Consider the following 22,284-nt stretch of genomic DNA (forward strand, 5'->3'; position numbering starts at 1 on the left):
GTTACTTACGGAGTTGCGGTTGCCTGGAGAGTTGCGGTTTCCGGCGCCCAGTCCTCCGGGACTGGTTCGGAGGCGGGCGCGTTGCTGGTGACGTCCACGAAAGAGCCGGATTCCACGGATTCGGAAATCGAGACCATGGTGTCCAACACGTGGTAGGCCAGTTCGCCGGTGGCGCGGTGCGGGGCGCCTGAGCGGACGGCACGGGCCATGTCCAGCACGCCCAGGCCGCGGCCGTTGGCCGGTCCTGTGGAGGGAATGATCTCGGGCTCTTCTGCGCCGGGGCGCCAGAGCTTGAGGTCGCCGTCGAAATAGTTCGGGTCAGGCAGCGAGAGCGTGGCCTCCGAGCCGGTGATTTCCACGAAACCCATCCGCTGGCGCGGGGACTCGAAGGAGAACACGCTGTGCGAGGACGCGCCGCTTTCGAACTGCGCCATCGCGGAGACATGCGTGGGAACCTCGACGGCGAATTCCTCCCCGGCCTTCGGACCCGAACCAATGATCCGGGTCGCTTTGGCGGAGGAGCCGACGGCGGCCACCCTGCGGACCGAGCCGAAGGTCTGGATCAGTGCGGTGAGGTAATAAGGGCCCATGTCGAACAGCGGGCCCGCGCCGTGCTGGAACAAGAACGCCGGGTTCGGGTGCCAGGATTCAGGGCCCGGCGTCTGGAACGTGGTCATGCCCGTTAGCGGTGTGCCGATATCACCGCGCTCGATGATGCGGCGGGCGGTCTGCAGGCCGGCGCCGAGGAACGTGTCCGGGGCCGTGCCTAGGCGCATCCCCGCGGCGTCGGCGGCTTTGAGCAGGCCAAGTCCGGATTCACGGTCCAGCGAGAACGGCTTCTCGGTCCAGACATGCTTGCCGGCAGTGACCGCGGCCGTTGCAACCTCGACGTGCGCTGCCGGGATGGTCAGGTTCACGATGATTTCGACGTCGGGATGGTTCAGTGCCAGCTCCGGCGCGCCGAACTCGGCGATCCCGTATTCCTTGGCCCGTACTTCGGCAGCCTCTTCGAAGAGATCCGCGATCACCAGGACCTTCAAATCCGGGAAGGTGGTGAGGTTGTCAAGGTATTGCTTGCTGATGTTGCCCGCACCGATGACCGCGACACCGACGGGCCCTTTCCGGGTGGAGGGAGAGAAGCTCATGCCCCAGCCTCCTGGGAAATAGTTCCCTCGGCTGCCTGCGCGCTGGCTGCTGCGGTCAGGAATGCCAGGCTCTCGGTGATGCCCTCAAAAATATCGCCGGAGTAGTCATCGAACTCCACCACGCCAACTTCCAGCGATTTGGCTGCGGCGATGACGTCCAGCACCGGGATGGTGCCCTGGCCGGCGGGCTGCTGGGCCTTGGTTTCCGTGGTGGCCGGTCCGTCCTTGATGTGGATGAGTTTCACCCGGTCACCCAGACGAGTTAGGAGTTCAACGGGATCCTGGCCACCCACGGCAACCCAGTAGGTGTCCACTTCAAGGACTACCTCCGGGTCCAGCAGACCCTCGAAGTACTCCAAGGCAGTCTGGCCTTCGATGGTGGACTCCAGCTCCCACGCATGGTTGTGGTAACCCACGCGGATGCCGTATTCAGCGCCCTTCTTCGCAGCTGCGTTGAGTTTCGCCGCCGTGCCCTGGATAGTCCCGGCATCCTGCCAGTGCTCCGCCGGGAGGAAGGGATCAATCACGGTCGTGATGCCCAGTTCCTTGGCGGCGGCGAAGATCTCGTCCTGGTCCTGGCTCAAAAGCGGTGCGTGCCCGGAAGGAGCAGTAAGGCCGTTCTCCTTCAAGGCGGCCCCGAGTTCCTTGGCGGTGGCCACGAAGTTGTACGGTTCAACCTGCCTGAAGCCGATCTCGGCGACTCTCTTGATGGTTCCAGACAGGTCCTCTTGGATGGCGTTGCGAACCGTGTAGAGCTGGAGTGAATACGACATTTGCGTTCCTTTTTGATGATCGCCCGGTGTTGCCCTGTGTTGCCCGATATTGCTTGTACTGGCTGTTGGCTCTAATTAACAGTGAACCTACTTAACTGCTCCTGACGAGAGCCCTGCCACCAGATGTTTCTGGACCAGGATGAATCCGATCAAGACGGGCAGGCTGACCACAACCGAAGCAGCCATGAGTTGGTTCCAAAACACGTCCGATTCACTGGCGTAGGCCTTGAGCCCCAGGGACAGTGTTTTTGTGGCCTCGTTGGTGAGCACGGACGCGAACAAAACCTCGCCCCAAGCGGAGATGAATGAATACACGGCAACTGCGATGATGCCTGGCTTGGCCACAGGCAGGATCACACGGAACAGTGCTCCCATCCTGCCGGTGCCATCGATCATCGAAGCCTCTTCCAGTTCCTTTGGAATCGAGGCAAAGTAGCCGCTCAGCATCCAGATGGCGAAAGGCAATGTGAACGTCATGTAGGTGATGATCAGCCCGAGGTAGGAGCCCTGCAGCTGCAAGCCGGTCATGTTGCGGATCTGGGTGAAGATCAGGTACAGCGGCAGGAGGAACAGGATGCCGGGGAACATCTGGGTGGAGAGGACAGTCAGGCTGAAAGCGCGCTTCCCCTTGAACTGCAACCGGGCAATGGCGTAGGCGGCAAGGACGGCGACCGTCACTGAGCACGCTGTTGCGCAGACGGTGATGATGAGGCTGTTCTGGAAGTACTTGGCCAGCGGAACCGTGGTCCAGATGTCCAGGTACGGTGAGGCGGTGATTTCCCGGGGAATCCACTGGAAGAGCCCTGAGACATCCTTAAGGGGTTTCAAGGAAGTGGAGACCACCACGAAGAGTGGAACCGCCACCCAGAGCGACAGGATGGTCAGGACCACGTTCCTGAGGATCCGGAAGTTGCGTGTCTCAATCATTGTCGGCTCCCTTTGGCAGCACCATGCGGATGTAGAAAGCGGAGGCAATGAACAGCGCGATCAGCAGCAGCACGCTCATTGCGCCGCCGAGGCCGAAGTTCCAACTGCCGAAGGAGTTTTGGTAGATCAACGGGGAAATAAGCGTGGCTTCCTTGGGAGACGTAGCTCCGAACAGGACGAAGGGAACGTTGAACTGGTTGAACGTCCAGAGCGACATCACCATGAGCAGCACGCCGTTGGCCGGGCGGACCATGGGCAAGGTGATGCGACGGAACTGCTGCCAGAGCGTAGCGCCGTCAATGGCTGCTGCCTCGTAGACATCGGTGGGAACGTTTTGCAGGGCTGCCATCAGCATGAGGAAGGCGAACGGCCACAACTGCCAGACGTTGACTATCACCATGGCTCCGAAGGAGTTCTCGCCCAGCAGCCAGAAGGGGCGTTCGTCGCCGAAGAGGTGAAGCGTGTCCACCAGGATTTGGTTCACGGCACCATCGCGCTGATTGAACATGAAGGCCCAGGCGATGGTTCCTACGTAGGCCGGGAGTGCGTAAGGGACCAGGAAGAACGTGCGAAGAAGAGCACGTCCCCTGAAGTTGGAGGACAGGAAAACCGCGCCTGCCATGCCGAGGACCCAGGAGAAGCCGACCACCAGGATGGTGTAGCCCAGCGTGCGGCCAACCGTGCTGAAGAAGGCCTGGCCGATGGTGCTGTCCGGGTTTAGCCCGTTGATGAAGTTCTGGAGCCCCACGAACGGCGCGTTGAGCCAGTTGGTGAGGTTGAGCTGCGTCAGGGAGATGAACGCGATCCAGATCCCAAGGAGCATCGGGCCGATGTGGATCAGGAGTTCAAGGATCGCGGCCGGAAGGATCAGGCCATAGGGGAGGAATGAGCGACGCCTCTTACGTACAGGCGGTGTGCTTGCTGCCCGTGCTTGGCCGGGCTCGGGATCAACGGCAGGGGTGCTGCCTGCAGCGGCCGGGCCGCTGTCCAATGCTGAATGGGACATGGAAACTCCTTTGCCGGAGCGGGGACACCACTTTGTGGTGGCGTCCCCACTCACTGGGCCTGGTTACTGGGCCGCGGCCATCTGGTTGTTGGCGTCCTTGAGGGCCGCCCGGATGTCGTCTTCGGAAACAGTTCCCGTTGCCGCTTTGGCAAAGAGGTTCTTGATTGCCGTGCCGGTGAGGGTCTCCATCTGACCTTCTTTGGCGATCAGCGGCATGGGCAGGGAGTGGTTGGCCAGGGCGTCATTCTTGGCCTTGACTTCTTCGGTCTGGAAGGCGGCATCGCTCGACGCTGCGGTGACTACAGGCAGGGAGGAGTAGGCCTTGTTGAGGGCAATCTGTTCTTCGTCACTGGTCAGGAACGCGGCCAGCTTAATGGCATTTGCCTTGTTGTCGCTGTTCTTGAAGACACTGAGGTTGATACCGGCCACGTGGCTCTGGGTGCCACGGTCACCGGTAGCTCCGGCCGTCATCATGGGGATAGGGGCTACACCCCAGTCCTTGAAGTCGCGCGCAGCGAAGTTCTTCAGCGGGCTCTGGTCGAACATCATGGCGGCCTTGCCGTTGATGAGGTTGTCCACCTTCTGGCTGCCCTGGCTCAGTTCAGCGTCCGACGGCGACATCACCTTCTCCGTGGCCATCAGGTCTACGAACTGCTTGACACCCTCTACCTGGGGATCGCTGTCAAAGGTGGGCTTTCCGTCCTTATCGAACAAGGTGCCACCGTTTTGCAGGCCACGAACGAAGGCTTGGTGCGAGTTGGCGGAAACGGATGCTCCGGCGGCGGTGAAGCCCCACTGATCGGGCTTGCCGTCACCGTTGGTGTCCTTGGTGAGCTTCTTGGCATCAGCTACAAACTCGTCCCAGGTTGTGGGGGCCTTCTCGATCCCGGCTTCCTTGAACAGCTTGGTGTTGTAATACATGTTGTAGGCCAAACCGTAGAGCGGCACGGACGTGGGGGTCTTGCCCTCCGCGCCACCGGTGGACCAGCTGGTCTTCAGGAAGCGGTCTTTGCCGCCTACGGCCTCGAGCAGTTCACCTTCCACGGGCTCGAAAGCGCCCGTCTCCTGAAGGGTCACGGCCCACGTGTTGCCGATGTTCAGGACGTCCGGACCGTCGCCACTGGTAACGGCCGTAAGAATGCGGTTGTAGAGGTCGGTCCAGCTGATGACTTCCAGCTGTACCTTTACTCCGGTCTTTTCGGTAAAACGATCCAGCGTCGGCTTCAGCTTCGCTGCGGTGTCGTCCAGGCTGTTGCCCTGGTCCGACGCCCAGTAGGTGATGGTGTCGCTGCTTGCTTGTGGACTGCCGCCGCCACCGCAGGCGCTGAGACCCAGTGCCAAGGCTGCCGTCGCGGCAACCGCCGATAGGACTTTCAGGGGATTCTTCATGATGCTCCGGTTTTCTCGTCGTCGAGCTGGTGCTGGCTGAAACTAGGCTGAAAGCGTTGCTGCCGTGGGATCCCAATCCTCGGGCAGCGCGGGGACCTGTGCTGCGGAACTTTCCACATCCACGAAGGCCCGGTTGTCGATTGACTCCGCGATGGAGGCCATCGTGTCCAGGATGTGGAACGCAAGTTCACCCTGGGCGCGGTGTGGCCGGCCCTCACGGATGGCGCGTGCCATTTCCAGGACGCCCGCTCCACGGCTGGCAGTTGAGCCGACCGAAGGGACGGTTGTCCAATCGTCGGAGCCGAGGGCGCAAATCCTGATGTCGCCGTCGAAGTTGTTCGGGTCCGGCAACGCGATGGTGGCCTCCGAACCGGTGATCTCCACGAACCCTGCGCGCTTGAGCGGGGAATCGAAGCTGAAGATGCTCTGGGCAGATTCACCGTTCTCGAACTCCAGGATGGAGCTGACGTGGGTGGGGACCGTGACGTCGAACGTCTCGCCAGCCTTGGGACCCGAGCCGATCACGCGTGTTTCGCGGGACTTGGAACCGAAAGCGCCCACCTTGCGGATGCTGCCGAAGGTCTGCACAAGCGTGGTCAGGTAGTAAGGGCCGATGTCGAACAGAGGGCCCGCACCGTCCTGGAAGAGGAAGGCGGGATTCGGGTGCCAGGATTCCGGACCCGGCGACTGCATCAAGGTCAATGCTGTCAGTGGAGTGCCGATGTCGCCGCGTTCGATCATCCGGCGGGCAGTTTGGAGGCCGGCGCCGAGGAACGTGTCCGGGGCGCAACCCAGCCTGACGCCGGCTGCGTCGGCTGCCTTGAGCAGGCCCAAGCCACTTTCCCGGTCCAGGGAGAACGGCTTTTCGCTCCAGACGTGCTTGCCTGCGTTCACAGCCTGCGTGGCAACTTCCACGTGGGCAGCGGGGATGGTCAGGTTGATGACAATCTCCACCTCCGGGTGGCCGAGGACAGCATCAATGCCACCGTGCACGGGAATGCCGTACTCGTTGGCCCGGGTGGCTGCTGCCTCCTCGAACAAGTCGCCGATCGCCACAACGCGGACATCAGGGAAGCTTGTCAGGTTGTCGAGGTACTGCTTGCTGATGACACCTGCGCCGATGATGCCGACGCCCACCGGGCCTGAACCGACAGGGCTTGATGTCAGAGAACCGAAGGCGGCTCCTGCTGCGTGGCTCATGCGGACACCTTCCCGGCGTTGAGGTAGTTGTAGCTGTCTTCTACGGCATCGAACATGTCGCCCTGGAAGTCGTCCAGTTCCACGACTGCTGCTTCAAGTGAGCCGGCGGCGTTCAAGACGTCCCAGATAGGCATCTGGCCGGCACCAACGGCGAGCTGGCTCGACGGGTCCGAGGTCACGGGACCGTCCTTGACGTGAATGAACTTCACGCGGTCACCAAGCCGGGCCAGGAGTTCAGCGGGGTTCTGGCCTCCTACTGCTGCCCAATAGGTGTCGAGCTCCAGCACAACCTCAGGATCGAGGTGGTCGGCCAGGTGTTCGATCGCAGTTTTGCCATCGATGACGGATTCAACTTCCCACCAGTGGTTGTGATAACCGACGCGCACGCCGTACTCGGATCCCTTGGCAGCGGCCGCGTTGAGCTGTTCGGCGGTGGCCTTGATGTCCTCGATGGTGTTCCAGCGCTCGATCGGAACATGCGGGTCAATGACAGTTCCGATACCCAGCTGCTGCGCAGCGGCAAAGATTGCGTCCTGGTCATCGCTAAGCAACGGAGCGTGGCCGGACGGGGCGGTGAGGTTGTTCTCCGTCAAAGCCCGCTTCAGTTCTTCGGCCTTGGCAACAAAACGGTAGGGCTCAACCATCGTGAAGCCGATGTCGGCCAAGCGCTGGATGGTTCCCGCCAGATCCTCTTCAAGGGCCTTTCGGACCGTGTAGAGCTGGATCGAATATGACACTGTCTCTCCTCGTCGTTGTGGGTGGAGGCAAATCGATGCCGTTGATTTCCGGCATCCAAGGGGGTGATGTGCTGCTCCTCACAACCTAGGGGGACTTTTGCCGAGCGTCAAGCAAAAGTTGAAATATGGCCGACAAACTTCTGCTGCATGACACGCATAAGCAATCGTGCTTCACTAATGGCATGACCTCAGCACCCGGACACCAAGGCGGAAAAGACGCCCCCGCGCAGGACGCAGGTAACCTTTCACGTGCCGGGGACCTCTTCCAGCTCCTCCGGGACGGCCAAGCCCGGACCCGTGCTGAGCTTGCCCTCACCACAGGACTCGCCCGCTCCACCGTCGCTTCCCGCATCGACGCCCTGATCGGATCCGGTCTCGTGGGCCCTGCCGGTGAGGCAACATCCAGTGGCGGCAGGCCGCCGTCGCGCTTTGCCTTCAACCCCGCCGCGCGCGTAGTCCTGGCCGTCGACGTCGGAGCGACCCACGTGATTGTCGCCGTCACCGACCTCAGTGGAAGCGTCCTTGCCGAACGGCGCCTGTCACAGGAAGTCGCGGACGGCCCCGAGGTTGTGCTGGGCAAGGTCATCAGCGCGGGCCGCGAATTGCTCGCCGAAGCGGGACGGGAACCGGGCGACCTCGCAGGAATGGGTATCGGCCTTCCGGGCCCCGTGGAACACGCCACCGGACGGCCGGTCAAGCCGCCCATCATGCCCGGTTGGGACGGATTCGACGTCGTCCCTTACGTCCAGCGCTCACTGCCAGTACCCGTGCTGGTGGACAACGACGTCAACATCATGGCGCTCGGCGAACGGACAGCCTACTGGCCTGACCACGAGAATTTCCTGTTCATCAAAGTCGCCACCGGCATCGGCGCAGGGATCATCAGCAGCGGCCAGCTGCAACGCGGCGCCAACGGCACTGCAGGGGACCTTGGCCACGTGAGGGTGCCCCGCGGCGACGACGTCCTCTGCCGTTGTGGCAACTATGGATGCCTCGAAGCGCTCGCCTCAGGTCCCGCCGTCGCGCGCCAACTCAAGGCGCAAGGCCTCGAAGCCGCTACCGGTGCGGACGTTCTCCGGCTGGTAGCCGAAGGAAACTTGCAGGCCATCCAGGCGCTGCGGCAGGCGGGACGGGACGTCGGCGATGTGCTGGCCACAGTGGTCAACCTGCTCAATCCGTCCATGATCATCATCGGCGGCAGCGTGGGAGAGGCTGGCGAACACCTGGTTGCCGGCATTCGCGAGGTTGTGTACCGGCGCTCGCTGCCGTTGGCCACCACGCACCTGCGCATCGGCATTTCCATGGCCGGTGACCGCGCCGCAATTCTGGGCGCCAGCCAGATGGTGACGCAGTACGTGCTCTCACCGGCAGTGATTGAAGCCACGCTCCAAGCAGCTGGATAGACGCCGTTTGTGACCGGATGGCCGGTGGCGGCGTGATAGCAATGAAGGTGATGAAAACGTTTCCCGCCACCTTCCAGCGCACGCCATGAGCCAGTTCCTCGCCAAAGTTCCCCGGGGATGGTTGATCCTTGCCTGCATTGGGCTGATCGCGCTCAACATGCGTGGGCCGTTCGTAGCCGTGGCCCCCGTGGTGGATTCGCTGCAGGCCGACCTCGGATTCTCGCCAGTTGAACTGGGTCTGTTGACTGGTATCCCCGTGCTCTGCTTCTCGCTTGCCTCGCCGCTGGCATCGATGGCCGGCCGCAGGTTGGGTGCTGAATTCGCGGTGATGCTCACGCTGCTCGGCGTGCTGGCCGGCGTCGTGATCCGCTCCAGCGGCGGTGGTATTCCGGTGATGGTGGGGACGGTGATCATCGGTGTGGCTATTACGATCGGCAATATCGCCGTGCCGCTCATCATCCGGCGCGACTTTGCGCCGCGGCGGCAGGCAACCGCAATGGGCGTCTACACGGCGGCGCTGAACATCGGGTCCTTCCTTACCTCGGTGGCCACTGCGCCGCTTGCTGAACTGGTGGGCTGGCGGCTTTCCCTCGCGGCGAGTGCACTCCTGGCCTTGGCCGCAATCCTGTTTTGGGTGCCAACTGTTGGTGCGCGCCGGGCGTTTGTGCCAGCCGCGGTTCCGGCTGCTTCTCCCTCCGGGCCGGGGAAGGTTGCCGGCGTGGGCTGGCTAACCGCTGGCCTGACGCTTGGCTTCGCCGGCCAAGCGTTCTCCTACTACGGCGTCACCGCTTGGCTGCCAAGCTTCCTGTCCGACGAACTCGCCATGGGCGCCGCCGAGGCCGGTGCAGGCTCATCGCTGTTCCAGATCTTCGCGATTGTGGGCGGTCTGGGTGTACCGCTCCTGGCCCGCTTTGCCAGTACGACGACGGTCGCGGTCACCTTGAGTGCGTTGTGGCTGACCGTTCCCGTGGGCTTGCTCCTGGCGCCTGGTTTGTGGTGGATGTGGTCTTCCATGGGCGGCATTGCGCAGGGTGGCGGCATCACGGTTGTGTTCATCGCCATCATCAAGTTCGCCAAGGACCAGGCCTCGGCAGGGAGGATGTCCGCCGTCGTCCAAGGTGTGGGCTACCTGGTTGCAGCCTTGGCGCCAACCGTCATCGGGTACGTCCATGGAGTGTCTGAGGGCTGGACCGTGCCGCTGCTTTTGATCCTTGGTTCGGTGCTCGCGTTCTGTGTGTGCGTTACGTTGTCCGTGCGCTGGGTGGCCCGGCAGCGGTAGTTGAGTGCCGCCGTCGTGCCTTACCCAACTGAGTCGCAGTTAAGCGCGTTTTGAGCCATCAAAACGCGCTTAACTGCGACCTAGTTGGGTGGATACTCCGCTGCTGGGCTGCCTCCCCGACCATCGGGGTCACTTGTTGCGGAGAGTGCAGGCAGCCCAGCGTCGGGGCTCGGTGTGTCGCTCGACCTAGGGCTAGGCGGCGACGAGTTCCTCTTCCGTGGCCTCTTCACGGGCTTCGGTGAGGAAACGGGCGTAGGCCGGGATTGTCAGGAAGGTGGGGAATTCCTCGGCCAGGGTGACTTCTTCGAAGATGGCGCGGGCGTCTGCGAAGCGGTCTCCGTCGAAGCGTTCCAGTCGGGCGTATTCCTCCTCCAGCATGTCCTGGACCCATTCACGGCTGATGATGTCGCCGTGTTCGGTGATGGCGTGGGAGTGGATCCATTGCCAGAGCTGGGAGCGTGAGATCTCGGCGGTGGCGGCGTCTTCCATGAGGTTGTGGATGGCCACGGCTCCGTTGCCCCTGAGCCAGGACTCGATGTAGCGGATGCCTACCTCGATGTTCAGGCGAACCCCGCCCTCGGTGATGGTGCCCTCGGTGCTGGCGATGTCGATCAATGCACGGTCATCGGGAGTTACGTCCTCGCGGCTGCGGTCCAGCTGGTTCGGCTTGTCCCCGAGAACCTCGTCAAAGACTTCGCGGCAAACCGGCACCAGGTCCGGGTGGGCAACCCAGGAGCCGTCGAAGCCGTCGTTGGCTTCACGGGTCTTGTCGGCACGGACCTTCTCGAACGAGGCCTGGTTGGCGGCTTCGTCCTTGCGGTTCGGAACAGCTGCAGCCATGCCGCCGATGGCCATGGCACCGCGGCGGTGGCAGGCCCGGACGAGTTGTTCGGTGTAGGCGCGCATGAACGGTTGGGTCATGGTTACCTGGCCGCGGTCCGGGAGCACGAAGCGCGGGCCGCGGGTGCGGAAGTTCTTAATCAGGGAGAAGATGTAGTCCCAGCGTCCGGCGTTCAAACCGCTCGCGTGGTCACGGAGTTCGTACAGGATCTCTTCCATCTCGAACGCGGCCGTGATGGTTTCGATCAGCACGGTGGCCCGGATGGTGCCCTGCGGGATGCCGAGCAGGTCCTGTGCCAGGACGAAGATGTCGTTCCACAGGCGGGCTTCGAGGTGGTTCTCGATCTTGGGCAGGTAGAAGTACGGGCCCTTGCCCTGGGCGAGCAACCGGCGGGCGTTGTGGAAGAAGAAGAGCCCGAAGTCCACTACGCCGCCGGCGATTGGCTTGCCGTCGATGAGCATGTGCTTCTCGGGCAGGTGCCAGCCGCGGGGACGGACCACGATGGTGGGCAGGTCCCCTGCAGGCTTGAGCTTGTATTCCTTGCCCTCAGGCGACGTGAAGTCGATGCGCCGTTCCAGCGCGTCGGTCAGGTTCAGTTGGCCCTGGATGACGTTGCGCCACGTCGGTGTGGAGGAATCTTCCATGTCGGCCAGCCACACCTTCGCACCCGAGTTCAGGGCGTTGATGGTCATCTTCTTATCCACCGGTCCCGTGATCTCCACGCGGCGGTCCTCCAGGCCCGGAGCCGGGGGAGCGACGCGCCACGACGGGTCATTCCGGATGGCCTCGGTCTGCGGCAGGAACCGCGGATCCTGGCCACTGGAAATCTGGTTGCGGCGGGCATGCCGTGCCTGCATCAGCTCCTGACGACGATCAGCCGTAGCCCGGTGCAACTTGCCGATGAACTCAAGGGCGTCTGGCGTGAGGACCTCGTTCTGCCGGCAAATGGGCTGCGCGGTGATGGTGATGCCGTTGATAGTGAAGTTGTCGGTGAAGCTGTTCATGGGAGTGTCCTTTCAGGGACCCAACTGAGTCGCAGTAGATGCCGTTTTGGACGTTCATAACGGCATCTACTGCTACTTACTTGGGCAAGTTTTAGTGGAACTGGCCTTCTTCGGTGGATCCCACCAGGGCCAGGGTGGATGCGTTCGGGTTGAGCGCGGTGGCGATGTCGTCGAAGTAGCCGGTGCCGACTTCGCGCTGGTGCTTGGTGGCGGTGTAGCCGCGGGACTCGGAGGCGAATTCCTTCTCCTGGAGTTCGACGTAGGCGCTCATGCCTTCACGGGCGTAGCCGTGGGCGAGGTCGAACATCGAGTAGTTCAGGGCGTGGAAGCCGGCCAGGGTGATGAACTGGAACGTGAAGCCCATGGCACCGAGTTCGCGCTGGAACTTGGCAATGGTGGTGTCGTCCAGGTGCTTGCGCCAGTTGAAGGACGGGGAGCAGTTGTAGGAAAGCATCTGGTCCGGGAACTCGGCCTTGACCGACTCGGCGAACTTGCGTGCCAACTCCAGGTCCGGGGTGCCGGTCTCCATCCAAATGAGGTCGGAGTACGGCGCGTAGGCCTTGGCGCGGGCGATGCACGGTTCGATGCCGTTGCGGACCTTGTAGAAGCCCTCGGCGGTACGAACCGGCTGTCCCCCTTCGCGGAGGATGAATTCCTGGTCGCGCTCGTCGACGTCGGAGGTGATCAACGTTGCGGCTTCGGCGTCGGTGCGGGCGATGACGACGGTCGGGGTACCGGCGACGTCGGCTGCGAGGCGTGCTGCGTTGAGGGTCCGGATGTGCTGCTGGGTGGGGATCAGGACCTTGCCGCCGAGGTGGCCGCACTTCTTTTCGGAGGCCAGCTGATCTTCCCAGTGAACGCCCGAGGCGCCGGCGGTGATCATGGACTTCATGAGTTCGTAGGCGTTGAGCGGGCCACCGAAGCCGGCTTCGGCGTCGGCGACGATCGGAACCAACCAGTCCTCAACAGTCTTGACGCCCTCGGCATATTCGATCTGGTCTGCGCGAAGCAGGGCGTTGTTGATGCGGCGGACAACCTGGGGGACCGAGTTGGCCGGGTAGAGGGACTGGTCCGGGTACGTCTGGCCCGAGAGGTTGGCGTCCGCGGCAACCTGCCAGCCGGAAAGATAGATGGCACGGAGCCCGGCCTTGACCTGCTGCACAGCCTGGTTGCCGGTCAGGGCACCCAGGGCGTTGGTGTAGCCGCCGGTGGGAGCTTCCTCGGTGAGCTGCTTCCACAGCTTCTCGGATCCGCGGCGTGCCAGGGTGTGCTCTTCAGAGACGCGACCGCGGAGGCGGACGACGTCGGTGGCCGAGTAATCACGGGTGACGCCTTCCCAACGCGGGTTGGCGGACCACTCAAGCTCCAGCGCTGCTGCCTGCTGCTCTGCAGTCTGTGCGGACTCTGCTGGTTCAAATGATGCGGTCATTGCATGTCTCCTTGATGGTGCCCGGGCCGGCCTCCGCTGCGTCTTTGCGGCGTCGGCCGGCTTACCGGGGGTCTGTGTTTCTTTTCGTGAGACCTACTTTTCTGCACTTTCAATAGCCTTTCTAGGGGAAAACTATGGAAAGAAACGCAGTTCTTCGCGTATTCTCAAGAAATGTCGCCTGTGAGCTGGAACCGCGAAGTCGCGTCGCCGTCGTCGTCCCCTACGTCCCCCGAACTGGACGTCATCAGCCTTGGCCGCCGCGTGCGCCACTTGCGCAAGCAGGCCGGCCTGACGCTGGACGACTTGAGTGCCGCCGTCGGGACCGCGCCCAGCCAGTTGAGCCTGATCGAAAACGGCAAGCGCGAGCCCAAACTCGGGCTGCTGCAGTCGCTGGCAAGCTCGCTTAATGTGAGCATCGACCAGCTGCTCGGTGCCGAGCCGCCGAGCCGTCGAGCGGCCTTGGAGATCGAGCTGGAACGGTACCAGCGCGGACCCCTTTATGAGTCGCTGAACCTGCCCAAAATCCGCATCAGCTCGCGGCTTCCGCTGGATGTGCTGGAGTCGCAGGTTGGGCTGCTTCAGGAGCTCGAACGCAAACTTAACGAGCAGGTTGCGACGCCGGAAGAAGCCCGCCGCGCGAACGGCGAGTTGCGTGCCATGATGCGTGAGCGCGGCAACTATTTCCCCGAGTATGAGGCCGAGGCGCAGAAGGTCCTCAAAGGGGTCGGCTACACCACCGGGCCGCTGAGCCAGCACGTCATTGCGGACATCGCCGAGAACCTCGGATTCACCCTCCACCACGTAGGTGATTTGCCCCATTCCACGCGCTCCGTGACGGATTTGAAGAACCGCAGAATTTATCTAACGCAGAACCAGCGGCAGGATCACGACCCGCGTTCAGTGCTCCTGCAGGCGCTTGGCCACTACGTCCTGGGGCACGAGACTCCACGCAACTACGGCGATTTCCTGGCCCAGCGCGTGGCCACCAACTATTTCGCTGCTGCGCTGCTCCTGCCGGAGCATGCCACCGTTGAGTTCCTCCAAAAGGCCAAGGCCGCCAAGGAAATCGCCGTGGAAGACATCCGCGACGCCTTCGCTGTGTCCTATGAGACCGCTGCGCACCGCTTCACCAACCTGGCCACCAAGCACCTCGGCATCACCACACACTTCCAGAAGACCCACCAGAGCGGCATCATCTACAAGGCCTACGAGAACGACGGCGTGACCTTTCCACAGGACCACACGGGCGCCATCGAAGGTCAGCCGTCGTGCAAGGCCTGGACGTCGCGGGCAGTGTTCGACGTGCCGGACAAGTTCAGCGCATACAGCCAATACACGGACACGCCTTCGGGTACCTACTGGTGCACGGCCCGCACAGAGCGTTCGGCCAGTGGCGAATTCTCGCTGAGCATCGGCGTGCCGTACCAGCATGTGAAGTGGTTCCGTGGGCGCGAGACGACTGCCCGGGCAACCTCGACCTGCCCGGATCCGAACTGCTGCAAGCGGCCCCCGGCGTCCCTGGCCAACGAGTGGGCCGGCAATGCGTGGCCCTCCGCCCGCGCCCACTCACACTTGCTCGCCGCCATGCCGCCCGGCGCGTTCCCTGGCGTGGACGAGACCGAGGTGTACAGCTTCCTGGCGGCGCACTCGGCGCGCTAACCCGATGCTCGCTCACTTCCTAACTGCTTTTCCGTGATGCTCGCTCACCTCCTGACCGTTTTTCCGTGATGCTCGCTCACTTCCTGACCGTTTTTCCGTGATGCTCGCTCACATTCCGGCCACATTCGGCAATCCCTCTCTCAGATCGCGTGAGTTCCGAAGGCAAAGCGTGCAGCATGTGAGGAGAACACCAAATGGGGGGGATCGGCATGTATCGAGTTCGGAAAGTCGTCGCGGTAGTAGCGGCAGCGATGTTGGCGAGCGGTTCGGCGACAATCAGTGCCTGCGCGCCGCAACCAGCCGACGTCGGGCTCTTAAAGGCCGACGGCGTTACGCGGGTTTCGGTCCAAGCGGCGGAATACCCTGCCCAACGCGAGGCGCTGAATGCCTCTGCGCGCAAGCTCGGCGCGATACTGCTCGCGGACGGAGGGGATGCCGCGAACGGGAACGTTGTTTCGTCGCCCGCCAGCCTGTTGTTCGCGCTCGGCATGCTGCGAGCCGGAGCATCCGGTGAAACGGCCGCTGAGATGGATTCAGTCCTGGCGTTGCCCATCGAGGGTCGCGACGAAGCCATGAACGCCGTACTCGCGGCGCTGGAAAAGTATGACGGCGACCCCGGAAGCGTGGACGAGGACGACCCGCCACGCAAACCCGTCATGCACGCAGCCAACGGACTGTTCGTCGACAAGGGCATCCCCACCGGAAAGGACTTTCTGGCCACGCTCGCAAAGCACTATGGCACGGGTGTGTACCCGGTGTCCTTCCAGGATGAGGCGGCGACCAAACCTGCCATCGACCAGTGGGTAAGCATGAACACGGGCGGGAGGATCAAGGAAGCACCCGCAAAGTACGATCCCGATAACACCTTCAGTCTGCTCAACGCGCTCTACTTCGCCGCGGCTTGGCAGACGCCCTTCGATGCCAACGACACGTCGGAGGGGCCCTTCACCAAAGCCGGCGGAGAACAGATTTCCGTCCCCACCATGCACGCTGCCGTCAACATGGCCTACGCCGAAGGCACCGGGTGGAAAGCCGTGGACTTGCCTTACGCTGAAGGTTTCGTCATGCGGCTGGTACTGCCCGACGGCGGTACTCCGGGTTCCGAAAGTCCGGCTGCGGTTTCGCCGGAGGTGCTTTCGGACGCGGCAGCACGGTTGGGACGCGCGGCGCAGGACATGGTCCGGATCAGCCTGCCTAAGTGGGACCACAAAACCACGTTCGACCTGCGAAAGGTCTTCGAAACGCTCGGACTCAAGGAGACCCTCGCCACGGACACGGATTTCGATGTGATCCAACAGGGCATGAAACTGACGCAGGCGGCGCAAGCAGCCAACATTACCGTTGCCGAAAAGGGAACCATCGCATCCGCGGTGACCCAGATCAACGCCAAAGACTCCGCAGCCATGATTCCGGATCGTGAAATCGTCCTTGACCACCCGTTCCACTACGAGATTGTGCATGTGGAGACCGGTATGCCGTTGTTCACGGGTTGGGTTGCTGATCCACGCTGAGGGACGGGAAGTGAGAGAGCGATGGGGAAACGCTTCAGGAAGTGAGAGAGCGATGGGGGAAACGCGTCGGGAAGTGAGAGAGCGTTAAGCTAGCGAACCAGCCGTCCCACCAGCACTGCCGCAGCCTCAACGACGTCGTCCGCCTCCCGTTTGGACGAACTCAAGGCGACCTCGTTCCCGGCCAGAGTGACGATGTCGGTGATGACCGCGACCGTGAGCTTTCCCAGAGTGTCATCGCTGGCTCCCAGCAGCACGGAATTTTGCCGAACCCACTCGCGTCCACGTTCGCGCCGCAGTACCTCGAACCCAGGGGGAGTATCACCTTCTATGAAGACCCGCTCCAGGTCCCGGTGTTTCCAGGTGTAGTCGAAGTAGCTGCGGCTGCCCACGTTGAACAGGGCCAGCGGATCGTTCTCGCCTGACTTCCTGGCCTTTGCTACAGCCGCGGCGACGAGCCTTTCATGTTCGTTCTGATAGTCATCCCAGAGTGCCAGGAAGAGTTCGGTCTTGCCCCCGAAGTGGTGATACAGGCTGCCGACGCTTGACCCGGAACGGGCCACGACGTCCGAAACGCTGGCGTCGGTGAAGCCGTGCTCGCAGAAAACGTCCCTCGCCGCATCCAGGAGGTTTCGTCGGGTGGCGGCTGTCCGGGTCCATTGCCACGAGCCAGCATGGACTGCCGCGTTGGATGTTTTCCGAACCAAGGATGCTCCCTTCGCTGACAAGGACATTGCCGGAGTGTCGTCGGGCTTCTTTCTGGAATCGTACCTTCACCAATCTGAAACTTTAAGCAATCAAACCCCTTGACCGTCAATCAACTAAAGGAAACAATCTTAGAAGCTCGTTCTAGAAATATGTGTTGCGGTATGTATCCGAATGCTGCGATTTTTGACGTCAAACGCCTCGAAACCCGGGTGCCGTTTTTACCGTCGCGCTGCAACTGGTTGAATCGCTATGAGAGAGCGCCAACTGGTCGCACGCCAAACAAGCCAGAGAGGAACGCGGCCTGATGTCCGTTTCAAGCAAGTCGTCCGGGATCACGTCGAACAGGTGGTTCAAGCCCGTCGTCGTTACCGCCATAGCGTTGGTGGTGGCGCTGGTCCTGGTGCTCATCGCGCAGTGGCTGCGGACGCTGCAACCCGTCCAACAGTTCCTGGTGGACTTCCCTGGACATTCAGCGATCCCCGAAGGCACGCCCACAGGTTTCCCTGCCTGGCTCGGCTGGCAGCACTTCCTCAACATGTTCTTCCTGGTCCTGATCATCCGATCCGGCTGGCAGGTCCGCACCACCACGCGACCCGCCGCGAACTGGACCCGGAACAACAAAGGCTTCATCAAGACGAAGAATCCGCCCACAAAGATCAGCCTGGATCTCTGGTTCCATCTCACGCTGGATGCCTTGTGGGTGTTGAACGGCATCATTTTCATCGTCCTGCTGTTCGCGACCGGCCAATGGCTGCGGATCATCCCCACCGACTGGGACGTCTTCCCCAACGCTCTGTCTGCCGCCTTGCAGTACGCGTCGCTTAATTGGCCGGTTGAGAACGGCTGGAACAACTACAACAGCCTGCAGCTGCTGACGTACTTTGTCACCGTCTTCGTCGCCGCGCCGCTGGCAATCATCACCGGCCTCCGGATGTCCGGTGCGTGGCCGAAAAAGGCAGCGATCAACAAGTTCTACCCCATCGAGCTCGCCCGCCAGATCCACTTCCCGGTGATGATCTACTTTGTGGCGTTCGTGATCGTCCACGTCACCTTGGTCCTGGCCACCGGGGCCCTGAACAACCTGAACCATATGTACGCCTCGAACAACGACTACAGCTGGTGGGGCTTCGGCATTTTCGCGGCCTCAATCGTCTTTACTGCGGCCGCCTGGTTCCTGGCCCGCCCGCTGTTCCTGCGTCCGATAGCCTCGCTCATGGGCAAGGTCTCGCGCTAGCGGGATCCGCCCTGCCACAGGGCATCAAACGGAGCACCCGACGCCACGCGGTTCGCAATACCAGCGGTAACGAACGCCTTCGCGGTGCGGGCAGCTTCCAACGGCGTGGCACCCTTGGCCAGTTCAGCCGTCACCGCCGCAGCCAGGGAGCAGCCGGCACCGGACACGGCCACATCGCCAACCTTCGGAGCGCGCAGGACTTCCAACGTTTCGCCGTCGTAGTAAACGTCGACGGCGTCCGGGCCTTCCAGCCGCACCCCACCTTTGGCGAGGACTGCTGCGCCGCTGATCTCGTGGATGCGAATGGCAGCGTCCTTCAGGCTTTCCTCATCGGTGATCTGAAGTCCGGACAGTGATTCGGCCTCGAAATGGTTTGGTGTCACGAACGTCGCCAGAGGCAGGATCTGCGCTTTCAAGGCTTGGTCGGTATCCAAGGCGTGGCCAGGCTCCTGTCCTTTGCAGATCAGGACCGGGTCAAGGACCACGTTCGCGAAAACGCCATCGGCCAACGCCCGCTCAACAGTGCCGATGGTTGCCGGGCTCCCGAGCATGCCGATCTTCACCGTATCCAGAACCGAAGGTGCGCCCGAAGCGGGACCATAGGCCGCCGTCGTCGCTTCCAATTGGTCCGCGATGACTTGCTGGTCAACCGGCACAAAGCGGTGGTTCCAATTGTCTTGGGGATCAAAGGAAACAATGCACGTGAGGTTCGCGATACCGAACACTCCCAGTTCCTGGAAGGTCTTGAGGTCGGCCTGCGCGCCGGCACCGCCGGTCGCTTCGGAGCCGGCGATGGTCAGTGCAATGGCAGGTGCAACGGCTGAAGTCATGTCTTACATCTTGCCATTTGCGCGGTGGTGCCCCGATTTTTGGGGCACGGCGGCAGCGCGCGCGTTAGCCGTGAAGTGTCCGATAGGCGGTTTCGGCCGCCGGGTGAAGGGGCACGCCCGCGGTGTTTATGAGCGTCTCAGGGCTGAGGAATTGCACTCCGGTGCTCGTCTTCGGGACCAGTTCCTGAGCCCGTTGCACCAGCAGTTTCACGGACTCTGAAACCAGGTGGTCGGCCAGGTCGCTGCGGCACAGGAGCAGGTTGGCCACACCCACGGTCCACGTTGCAGAGGCGTCCCTGTAGCTCTTGGCGGGGATCAGGACACGGTCGTAGAACACGCCGTACTGTTCGCGCATGGCCTTGATGTGCTCGGATAGGTCGATCAGGCGGAGTCCGATTTCATTGGCCGTGGATGCGATGGCGGCGGTTGGCACGCCGCCGGACCAGAAGAGGGCATCGATGGAGCCATCGCGCAACGCTGCCAAGCCTTGGTTCAGCCCGAGATTCACCTGCTTGAGACCCATTCCCGCCGGTGCTGCGGAGATGATGCGCGGCACGGTCAGTGACGTTCCCGAGCCCACCTCGCCAACACCGGCCGTCTTCCCGGCCAGATCGGCGAAGGAGCGGAGGCCGCTGTCCTCGCGCACGATGCAATGAACATAGTTTTGGTACACCTTTCCGAGCGCCACAAGATTCCCGCCAGGCTGAGGGGTCGCTGCAGCCTGGGCAGCTGCGTCGGCAAGCGCGACGGCGAACGTCGCCTCGCCGGACAACACGCGCCGGATGTTCTCCAGGCTTCCGCCAGTGGTCAGCGGCACGGCCGTTTCGGCTACACCCTCGCGTTGGAGCAACTCCGCGAACAAGGTTGCGAACTCCAGGTAAAAGCCACCTGGTTCACCCCCGGCGACCGTTAGCTTTTGCGGCTTCTCGTCAGGGGTGCAGGAGGTGGATACCGGCAGCAGTACGCCAGCCAAACCAGCCGACAGCCCGGCTCTAAGAACTGCCCTTCTTGGCATGATCCTGCTACTCATCCCGGCCACCCGGCGGGTGTTGGAACTCAAGACGGGCCGTCAGTCCGTGCGGTTCTCTTCCCTCAAGCACAAGCTCACCGTCGTTCGCATGCGCCAAACGGTCCACGATCGTCATGCCCAAGCCGTTCCCGGCGATCTTGCTGTGCTGCGGCGCCCGCCAAAACCGCGTTGTGGAGGCGGTGCGCTGCTCGGCGGAAAGCCCGGGACCGTCGTCGGAAATCTCGACGGCGACCCCTCCTGCTGTCTGATTCGTTGCCACCGTGATCCGGGCGCCAGGGGCGTACTTGATGGCGTTGGCCAGAAGCTCACCCACCATATGCGCCAATTCGTCCGGATTGCAGGCGAGGTGGAGCGGTTGCTCCGGCTGCGCCAGCGCGATCGTCGAACCCGCGCGTTCAGCAGCAGGCATCGCCCGCTCCACCTCGCCCTGCAGGACAGGGAAGGGGTCGATGACCGTGTGGTGTTTGTGCCCGGTTGCGCGATCTGCGCGGGCAGATCCCTCGAAAGCGCGGTGCTCGGCCGTAGCCAGCTTCAGCACGCCGTCGAGAATTGCCTCCACACGCTCAAGCTCAGCAACCACGCCGGCCGCGGCGGCTTTCTCGGGCTCCGACTTCAGCGCCAATTGCAGCAGATCGATCCGGAGCCGCAAAGCACCCACCGGGTTCCGTAGTTCGTGCGATGTGTCGGCGATCAGTTGGCGCTGCGAATCGATGCTCTCCGTGACGGTGTTGGCCATCGCGGTGAACGAACGACTCAGCTCCCGCAGCTCGGGCGGACCGGCGTCGGGAAGGTGGCTCGTCTTGCCCGTTGTCTCAAGTTCATGGACGGCGTTGCTCAGGCGATGGACCGGCCGCAGAACCCAGGCGGTGACGCGGGCCGCTGCCAGAAGCAGGAGCGCCCCGAGCGCCACTGCGGCAAGCCCGACGACGAGCCACCGCTCCCGCAATTTCTGCCGGGCCGCCTCGGGATTGACTTCAAGGACCGCCTCCCCAAGCACCTGGCTGGCTGTGCCGAAGGACCTAGAGATGACCTCCGTGCCGGATCCGAAGGGCCTGAGCGGGCTGAGCGTGGTGTCGCTGAGGTTCAAGCTCGCCCGGTTCAATGCCTCACGGACTTCGGCCCGGTCCTCACTAAGGCCGCCTGAACGTACTGTCTGCGGCTGCAGGCGGATCAGGATCCCCTCGCCGTAGAGCTCGGAATAGCGGTCCATTTCGCGTTGCAGCTGGGTGGTGTCATTGTCCAAAGACGCATCATTGGCAAGCTGGGCGAAGCGGTTCAATGACGTGACGCGGTTGATCTGGAGTTCCTGTGTGAGCTCCCTCCCGGCCGACGTCAGGATCACGCTGGACACGGTGACCACAATGAGCACTGCGATCACGCTCAGGATGGCCAGGACGCGGAGTTTCATCCCTGCTCCACGCGGTATCCCACGCCGCGGACGTTGATGATGAAACCGGGCAGCTGGAGTTTGGACCGGAGGCCGGTGAGGTGGACGTCGAGGGACCTCGAGTTGGCCACGAAGGCATCGCCCCAGAGGGCATCGAGGATCTGTTCCCGTGTCACTACTGATCCTGCATTCCTTGCCAGGAGGCTGAGAAGTTCGAACTCTGTTGCGGTCAGGGAGAGTTCCCTTTCGCCAACAGATGCGATCCTGCGGTCCAGGTCCACCCTGACGTCTCCCACCTGGATGCTGTGGGGTGCCGCATGCCCGCCACGGTGGGTCCGGCGCGTCACAGCTTCGATCCTTGCCAGCAATTCCACAAGCTTTACTGGCTTGACCAGATAGTCATCGGCACCGGAACGAAGCCCCAGGACCACGCTTCTTTCGTCGTCGCGCGCAGTGAGGATCAGAATGGGGACCTGCGTCACCTGTCGCAGCTTCCGTAGCACTTCCAGACCGTCCAAGTCCGGCAAACCGAGATCGAGCAGGATCACTTCGTGATGCCGATGCCCCAGGAGCGCGTCCTCGCCACGGGACACCCTTGTGGCTTTGTGGCCGGCGGATGCAACGGCAGCGCTCAAGGCGGACGCCATGGCGTCGTCATCCTCGACGATGAGCACGTGCACGGTCTGATCCTTATGGGCTTGTGGGCTGGTTCGCTACTAGAGCTTAACGTTGTGAGGCCCGCTCCGCGCCCTTCGGAGTGACCAAAGAGCGCAGAACGGGCCTCACAACCCAGCT

General features: G+C 62.6%; 19 protein-coding genes. 5 read left to right on the forward strand and 14 right to left on the reverse strand.

The features are described from left to right. Positions 1-5: 5 nt before the first annotated feature. The 7 genes from LDN82_RS03475 to LDN82_RS03505 all read right to left on the reverse strand — a co-directional run bounded on the left by LDN82_RS03475 (position 6) and on the right by LDN82_RS03505 (position 7,177). Positions 6-1,145, reverse strand: a complete 1,140-nt coding sequence (locus tag LDN82_RS03475; protein WP_224094242.1) for a Gfo/Idh/MocA family oxidoreductase — start codon at positions 1,143-1,145, stop codon at positions 6-8. Then, positions 1,142-1,918 carry a sugar phosphate isomerase/epimerase gene (locus LDN82_RS03480; protein ID WP_224094244.1) on the reverse strand — a complete coding sequence of 259 codons (777 nt, stop codon included), beginning with the start codon at positions 1,916-1,918 and terminating at the stop codon, positions 1,142-1,144. Before LDN82_RS03480 ends, LDN82_RS03475 begins: the two co-directional genes overlap by 4 nt. 87 nt (positions 1,919-2,005) lie before the next feature. Further along, positions 2,006-2,845 carry a carbohydrate ABC transporter permease gene (locus LDN82_RS03485; protein WP_224094246.1) on the reverse strand — a complete coding sequence of 280 codons (840 nt, stop codon included), beginning with the start codon at positions 2,843-2,845 and terminating at the stop codon, positions 2,006-2,008. Continuing rightward, a complete protein-coding gene (locus tag LDN82_RS03490; RefSeq protein ID WP_224166390.1) occupies positions 2,838-3,851 on the reverse strand; it encodes a sugar ABC transporter permease in 1,014 nt (337 codons plus the stop codon). Before LDN82_RS03490 ends, LDN82_RS03485 begins: the two co-directional genes overlap by 8 nt. Before the next feature lie 63 nt (positions 3,852-3,914). Then, positions 3,915-5,240, reverse strand: coding sequence for a sugar ABC transporter substrate-binding protein (locus LDN82_RS03495; RefSeq protein ID WP_224094248.1), 1,326 nt, complete (start codon positions 5,238-5,240; stop codon positions 3,915-3,917). Between the two features lie 42 nt (positions 5,241-5,282). Continuing rightward, entirely contained in the window at positions 5,283-6,440 is a 1,158-nt protein-coding gene (locus LDN82_RS03500) for a Gfo/Idh/MocA family oxidoreductase (RefSeq protein WP_224166391.1), read from the reverse strand. After that, positions 6,437-7,177: a sugar phosphate isomerase/epimerase gene (locus LDN82_RS03505; RefSeq protein ID WP_224166392.1), complete on the reverse strand. Its 741-nt coding sequence runs from the start codon at positions 7,175-7,177 to the stop codon at positions 6,437-6,439. The genes LDN82_RS03500 and LDN82_RS03505 overlap by 4 nt, the downstream gene beginning before the upstream one ends. A gap of 182 nt (positions 7,178-7,359) precedes the next feature. On the opposite strand from LDN82_RS03505, the gene LDN82_RS03510 reads away from it, so the two are divergent. Next, on the forward strand, positions 7,360-8,580 hold the full coding sequence (locus tag LDN82_RS03510; RefSeq protein ID WP_224167452.1) for an ROK family transcriptional regulator: 1,221 nt from the start codon (positions 7,360-7,362) through the stop codon (positions 8,578-8,580). 85 nt (positions 8,581-8,665) lie between these two features. Beyond that, positions 8,666-9,859, forward strand: a complete 1,194-nt coding sequence (locus LDN82_RS03515) for an MFS transporter (RefSeq protein ID WP_224166393.1) — start codon at positions 8,666-8,668, stop codon at positions 9,857-9,859. A 192-nt stretch (positions 9,860-10,051) separates the two neighbouring features. Here the strand turns inward: LDN82_RS03515 and aceB are convergent, their stop codons facing one another. Both aceB and aceA read right to left on the reverse strand, forming a co-directional pair. Continuing rightward, on the reverse strand, positions 10,052-11,704 hold the full coding sequence (gene aceB / locus LDN82_RS03520; RefSeq protein WP_224166394.1) for a malate synthase A: 1,653 nt from the start codon (positions 11,702-11,704) through the stop codon (positions 10,052-10,054). A 91-nt stretch (positions 11,705-11,795) separates the two neighbouring features. Beyond that, positions 11,796-13,133, reverse strand: coding sequence for an isocitrate lyase (aceA, locus tag LDN82_RS03525; RefSeq protein WP_224166395.1), 1,338 nt, complete (start codon positions 13,131-13,133; stop codon positions 11,796-11,798). Between the two features lie 171 nt (positions 13,134-13,304). Here aceA and LDN82_RS03530 point away from each other — a divergent pair, with 171 nt between their 5' ends. Together LDN82_RS03530 and LDN82_RS03535 are read left to right on the forward strand one after the other, a co-directional pair. Then, a complete protein-coding gene (locus LDN82_RS03530; protein WP_224094254.1) occupies positions 13,305-14,792 on the forward strand; it encodes an XRE family transcriptional regulator in 1,488 nt (495 codons plus the stop codon). Positions 14,793-15,001: 209 nt separating this feature from the next. Then, positions 15,002-16,303, forward strand: coding sequence for a serpin family protein (locus tag LDN82_RS03535; protein ID WP_224167453.1), 1,302 nt, complete (start codon positions 15,002-15,004; stop codon positions 16,301-16,303). Between the two features lie 89 nt (positions 16,304-16,392). Here the strand turns inward: LDN82_RS03535 and LDN82_RS03540 are convergent, their stop codons facing one another. Further along, positions 16,393-17,007 (reverse strand): TetR/AcrR family transcriptional regulator, encoded by a 615-nt coding sequence (locus LDN82_RS03540; RefSeq protein ID WP_224166396.1) that lies wholly within the window; start codon positions 17,005-17,007, stop codon positions 16,393-16,395. Positions 17,008-17,312: 305 nt separating this feature from the next. Between LDN82_RS03540 and LDN82_RS03545 the strand changes: the two genes are divergently transcribed. Then, a complete protein-coding gene (locus tag LDN82_RS03545) occupies positions 17,313-18,242 on the forward strand; it encodes a cytochrome b/b6 domain-containing protein (RefSeq protein WP_224166397.1) in 930 nt (309 codons plus the stop codon). On the opposite strand, the gene LDN82_RS03550 is transcribed toward LDN82_RS03545, so the two are convergent. The 4 genes from LDN82_RS03550 to LDN82_RS03565 form a co-directional block, all read right to left on the reverse strand. Further along, positions 18,239-19,072, reverse strand: coding sequence for a hydroxymethylpyrimidine/phosphomethylpyrimidine kinase (locus tag LDN82_RS03550; RefSeq protein ID WP_224166398.1), 834 nt, complete (start codon positions 19,070-19,072; stop codon positions 18,239-18,241). The two genes, LDN82_RS03545 and LDN82_RS03550, sit on opposite strands and share 4 nt — an antisense overlap. A gap of 64 nt (positions 19,073-19,136) precedes the next feature. Then, positions 19,137-20,087 carry a TAXI family TRAP transporter solute-binding subunit gene (locus tag LDN82_RS03555; RefSeq protein WP_224166399.1) on the reverse strand — a complete coding sequence of 317 codons (951 nt, stop codon included), beginning with the start codon at positions 20,085-20,087 and terminating at the stop codon, positions 19,137-19,139. A gap of 7 nt (positions 20,088-20,094) precedes the next feature. Beyond that, positions 20,095-21,510 (reverse strand): HAMP domain-containing sensor histidine kinase, encoded by a 1,416-nt coding sequence (locus LDN82_RS03560; protein ID WP_224166400.1) that lies wholly within the window; start codon positions 21,508-21,510, stop codon positions 20,095-20,097. Further along, on the reverse strand, positions 21,507-22,169 hold the full coding sequence (locus tag LDN82_RS03565; protein ID WP_224166401.1) for a response regulator transcription factor: 663 nt from the start codon (positions 22,167-22,169) through the stop codon (positions 21,507-21,509). The genes LDN82_RS03560 and LDN82_RS03565 overlap by 4 nt, the downstream gene beginning before the upstream one ends. Positions 22,170-22,284 lie beyond the last annotated feature (115 nt).

Source organism: Arthrobacter sp. StoSoilA2, assembly GCF_019977195.1.
GTDB lineage: Bacteria > Actinomycetota > Actinomycetes > Actinomycetales > Micrococcaceae > Arthrobacter.

What these genes read in the sequence shown, in the direction of transcription:
- LDN82_RS03485 (WP_224094246.1), bottom strand. Translation starts at nt 2,845, where the DNA reads ATGATTGAGACACGCAACTTCCGGATCCTCAGGAACGTGGTCCTGACC.
- LDN82_RS03545 (WP_224166397.1), top strand. Translation starts at nt 17,313, where the DNA reads ATGTCCGTTTCAAGCAAGTCGTCCGGGATCACGTCGAACAGGTGGTTC.
- LDN82_RS03530 (WP_224094254.1), top strand. Translation starts at nt 13,305, where the DNA reads ATGTCGCCTGTGAGCTGGAACCGCGAAGTCGCGTCGCCGTCGTCGTCC.
- LDN82_RS03560 (WP_224166400.1), bottom strand. Translation starts at nt 21,510, where the DNA reads ATGAAACTCCGCGTCCTGGCCATCCTGAGCGTGATCGCAGTGCTCATT.
- LDN82_RS03555 (WP_224166399.1), bottom strand. Translation starts at nt 20,087, where the DNA reads ATGCCAAGAAGGGCAGTTCTTAGAGCCGGGCTGTCGGCTGGTTTGGCT.
- aceA (WP_224166395.1), bottom strand. Translation starts at nt 13,133, where the DNA reads ATGACCGCATCATTTGAACCAGCAGAGTCCGCACAGACTGCAGAGCAG.
- LDN82_RS03475 (WP_224094242.1), bottom strand. Translation starts at nt 1,145, where the DNA reads ATGAGCTTCTCTCCCTCCACCCGGAAAGGGCCCGTCGGTGTCGCGGTC.
- LDN82_RS03500 (WP_224166391.1), bottom strand. Translation starts at nt 6,440, where the DNA reads ATGAGCCACGCAGCAGGAGCCGCCTTCGGTTCTCTGACATCAAGCCCT.
- LDN82_RS03490 (WP_224166390.1), bottom strand. Translation starts at nt 3,851, where the DNA reads ATGTCCCATTCAGCATTGGACAGCGGCCCGGCCGCTGCAGGCAGCACC.
- aceB (WP_224166394.1), bottom strand. Translation starts at nt 11,704, where the DNA reads ATGAACAGCTTCACCGACAACTTCACTATCAACGGCATCACCATCACC.
- LDN82_RS03510 (WP_224167452.1), top strand. Translation starts at nt 7,360, where the DNA reads ATGACCTCAGCACCCGGACACCAAGGCGGAAAAGACGCCCCCGCGCAG.
- LDN82_RS03550 (WP_224166398.1), bottom strand. Translation starts at nt 19,072, where the DNA reads ATGACTTCAGCCGTTGCACCTGCCATTGCACTGACCATCGCCGGCTCC.
- LDN82_RS03480 (WP_224094244.1), bottom strand. Translation starts at nt 1,918, where the DNA reads ATGTCGTATTCACTCCAGCTCTACACGGTTCGCAACGCCATCCAAGAG.
- LDN82_RS03535 (WP_224167453.1), top strand. Translation starts at nt 15,002, where the DNA reads ATGTATCGAGTTCGGAAAGTCGTCGCGGTAGTAGCGGCAGCGATGTTG.
- LDN82_RS03495 (WP_224094248.1), bottom strand. Translation starts at nt 5,240, where the DNA reads ATGAAGAATCCCCTGAAAGTCCTATCGGCGGTTGCCGCGACGGCAGCC.
- LDN82_RS03515 (WP_224166393.1), top strand. Translation starts at nt 8,666, where the DNA reads ATGAGCCAGTTCCTCGCCAAAGTTCCCCGGGGATGGTTGATCCTTGCC.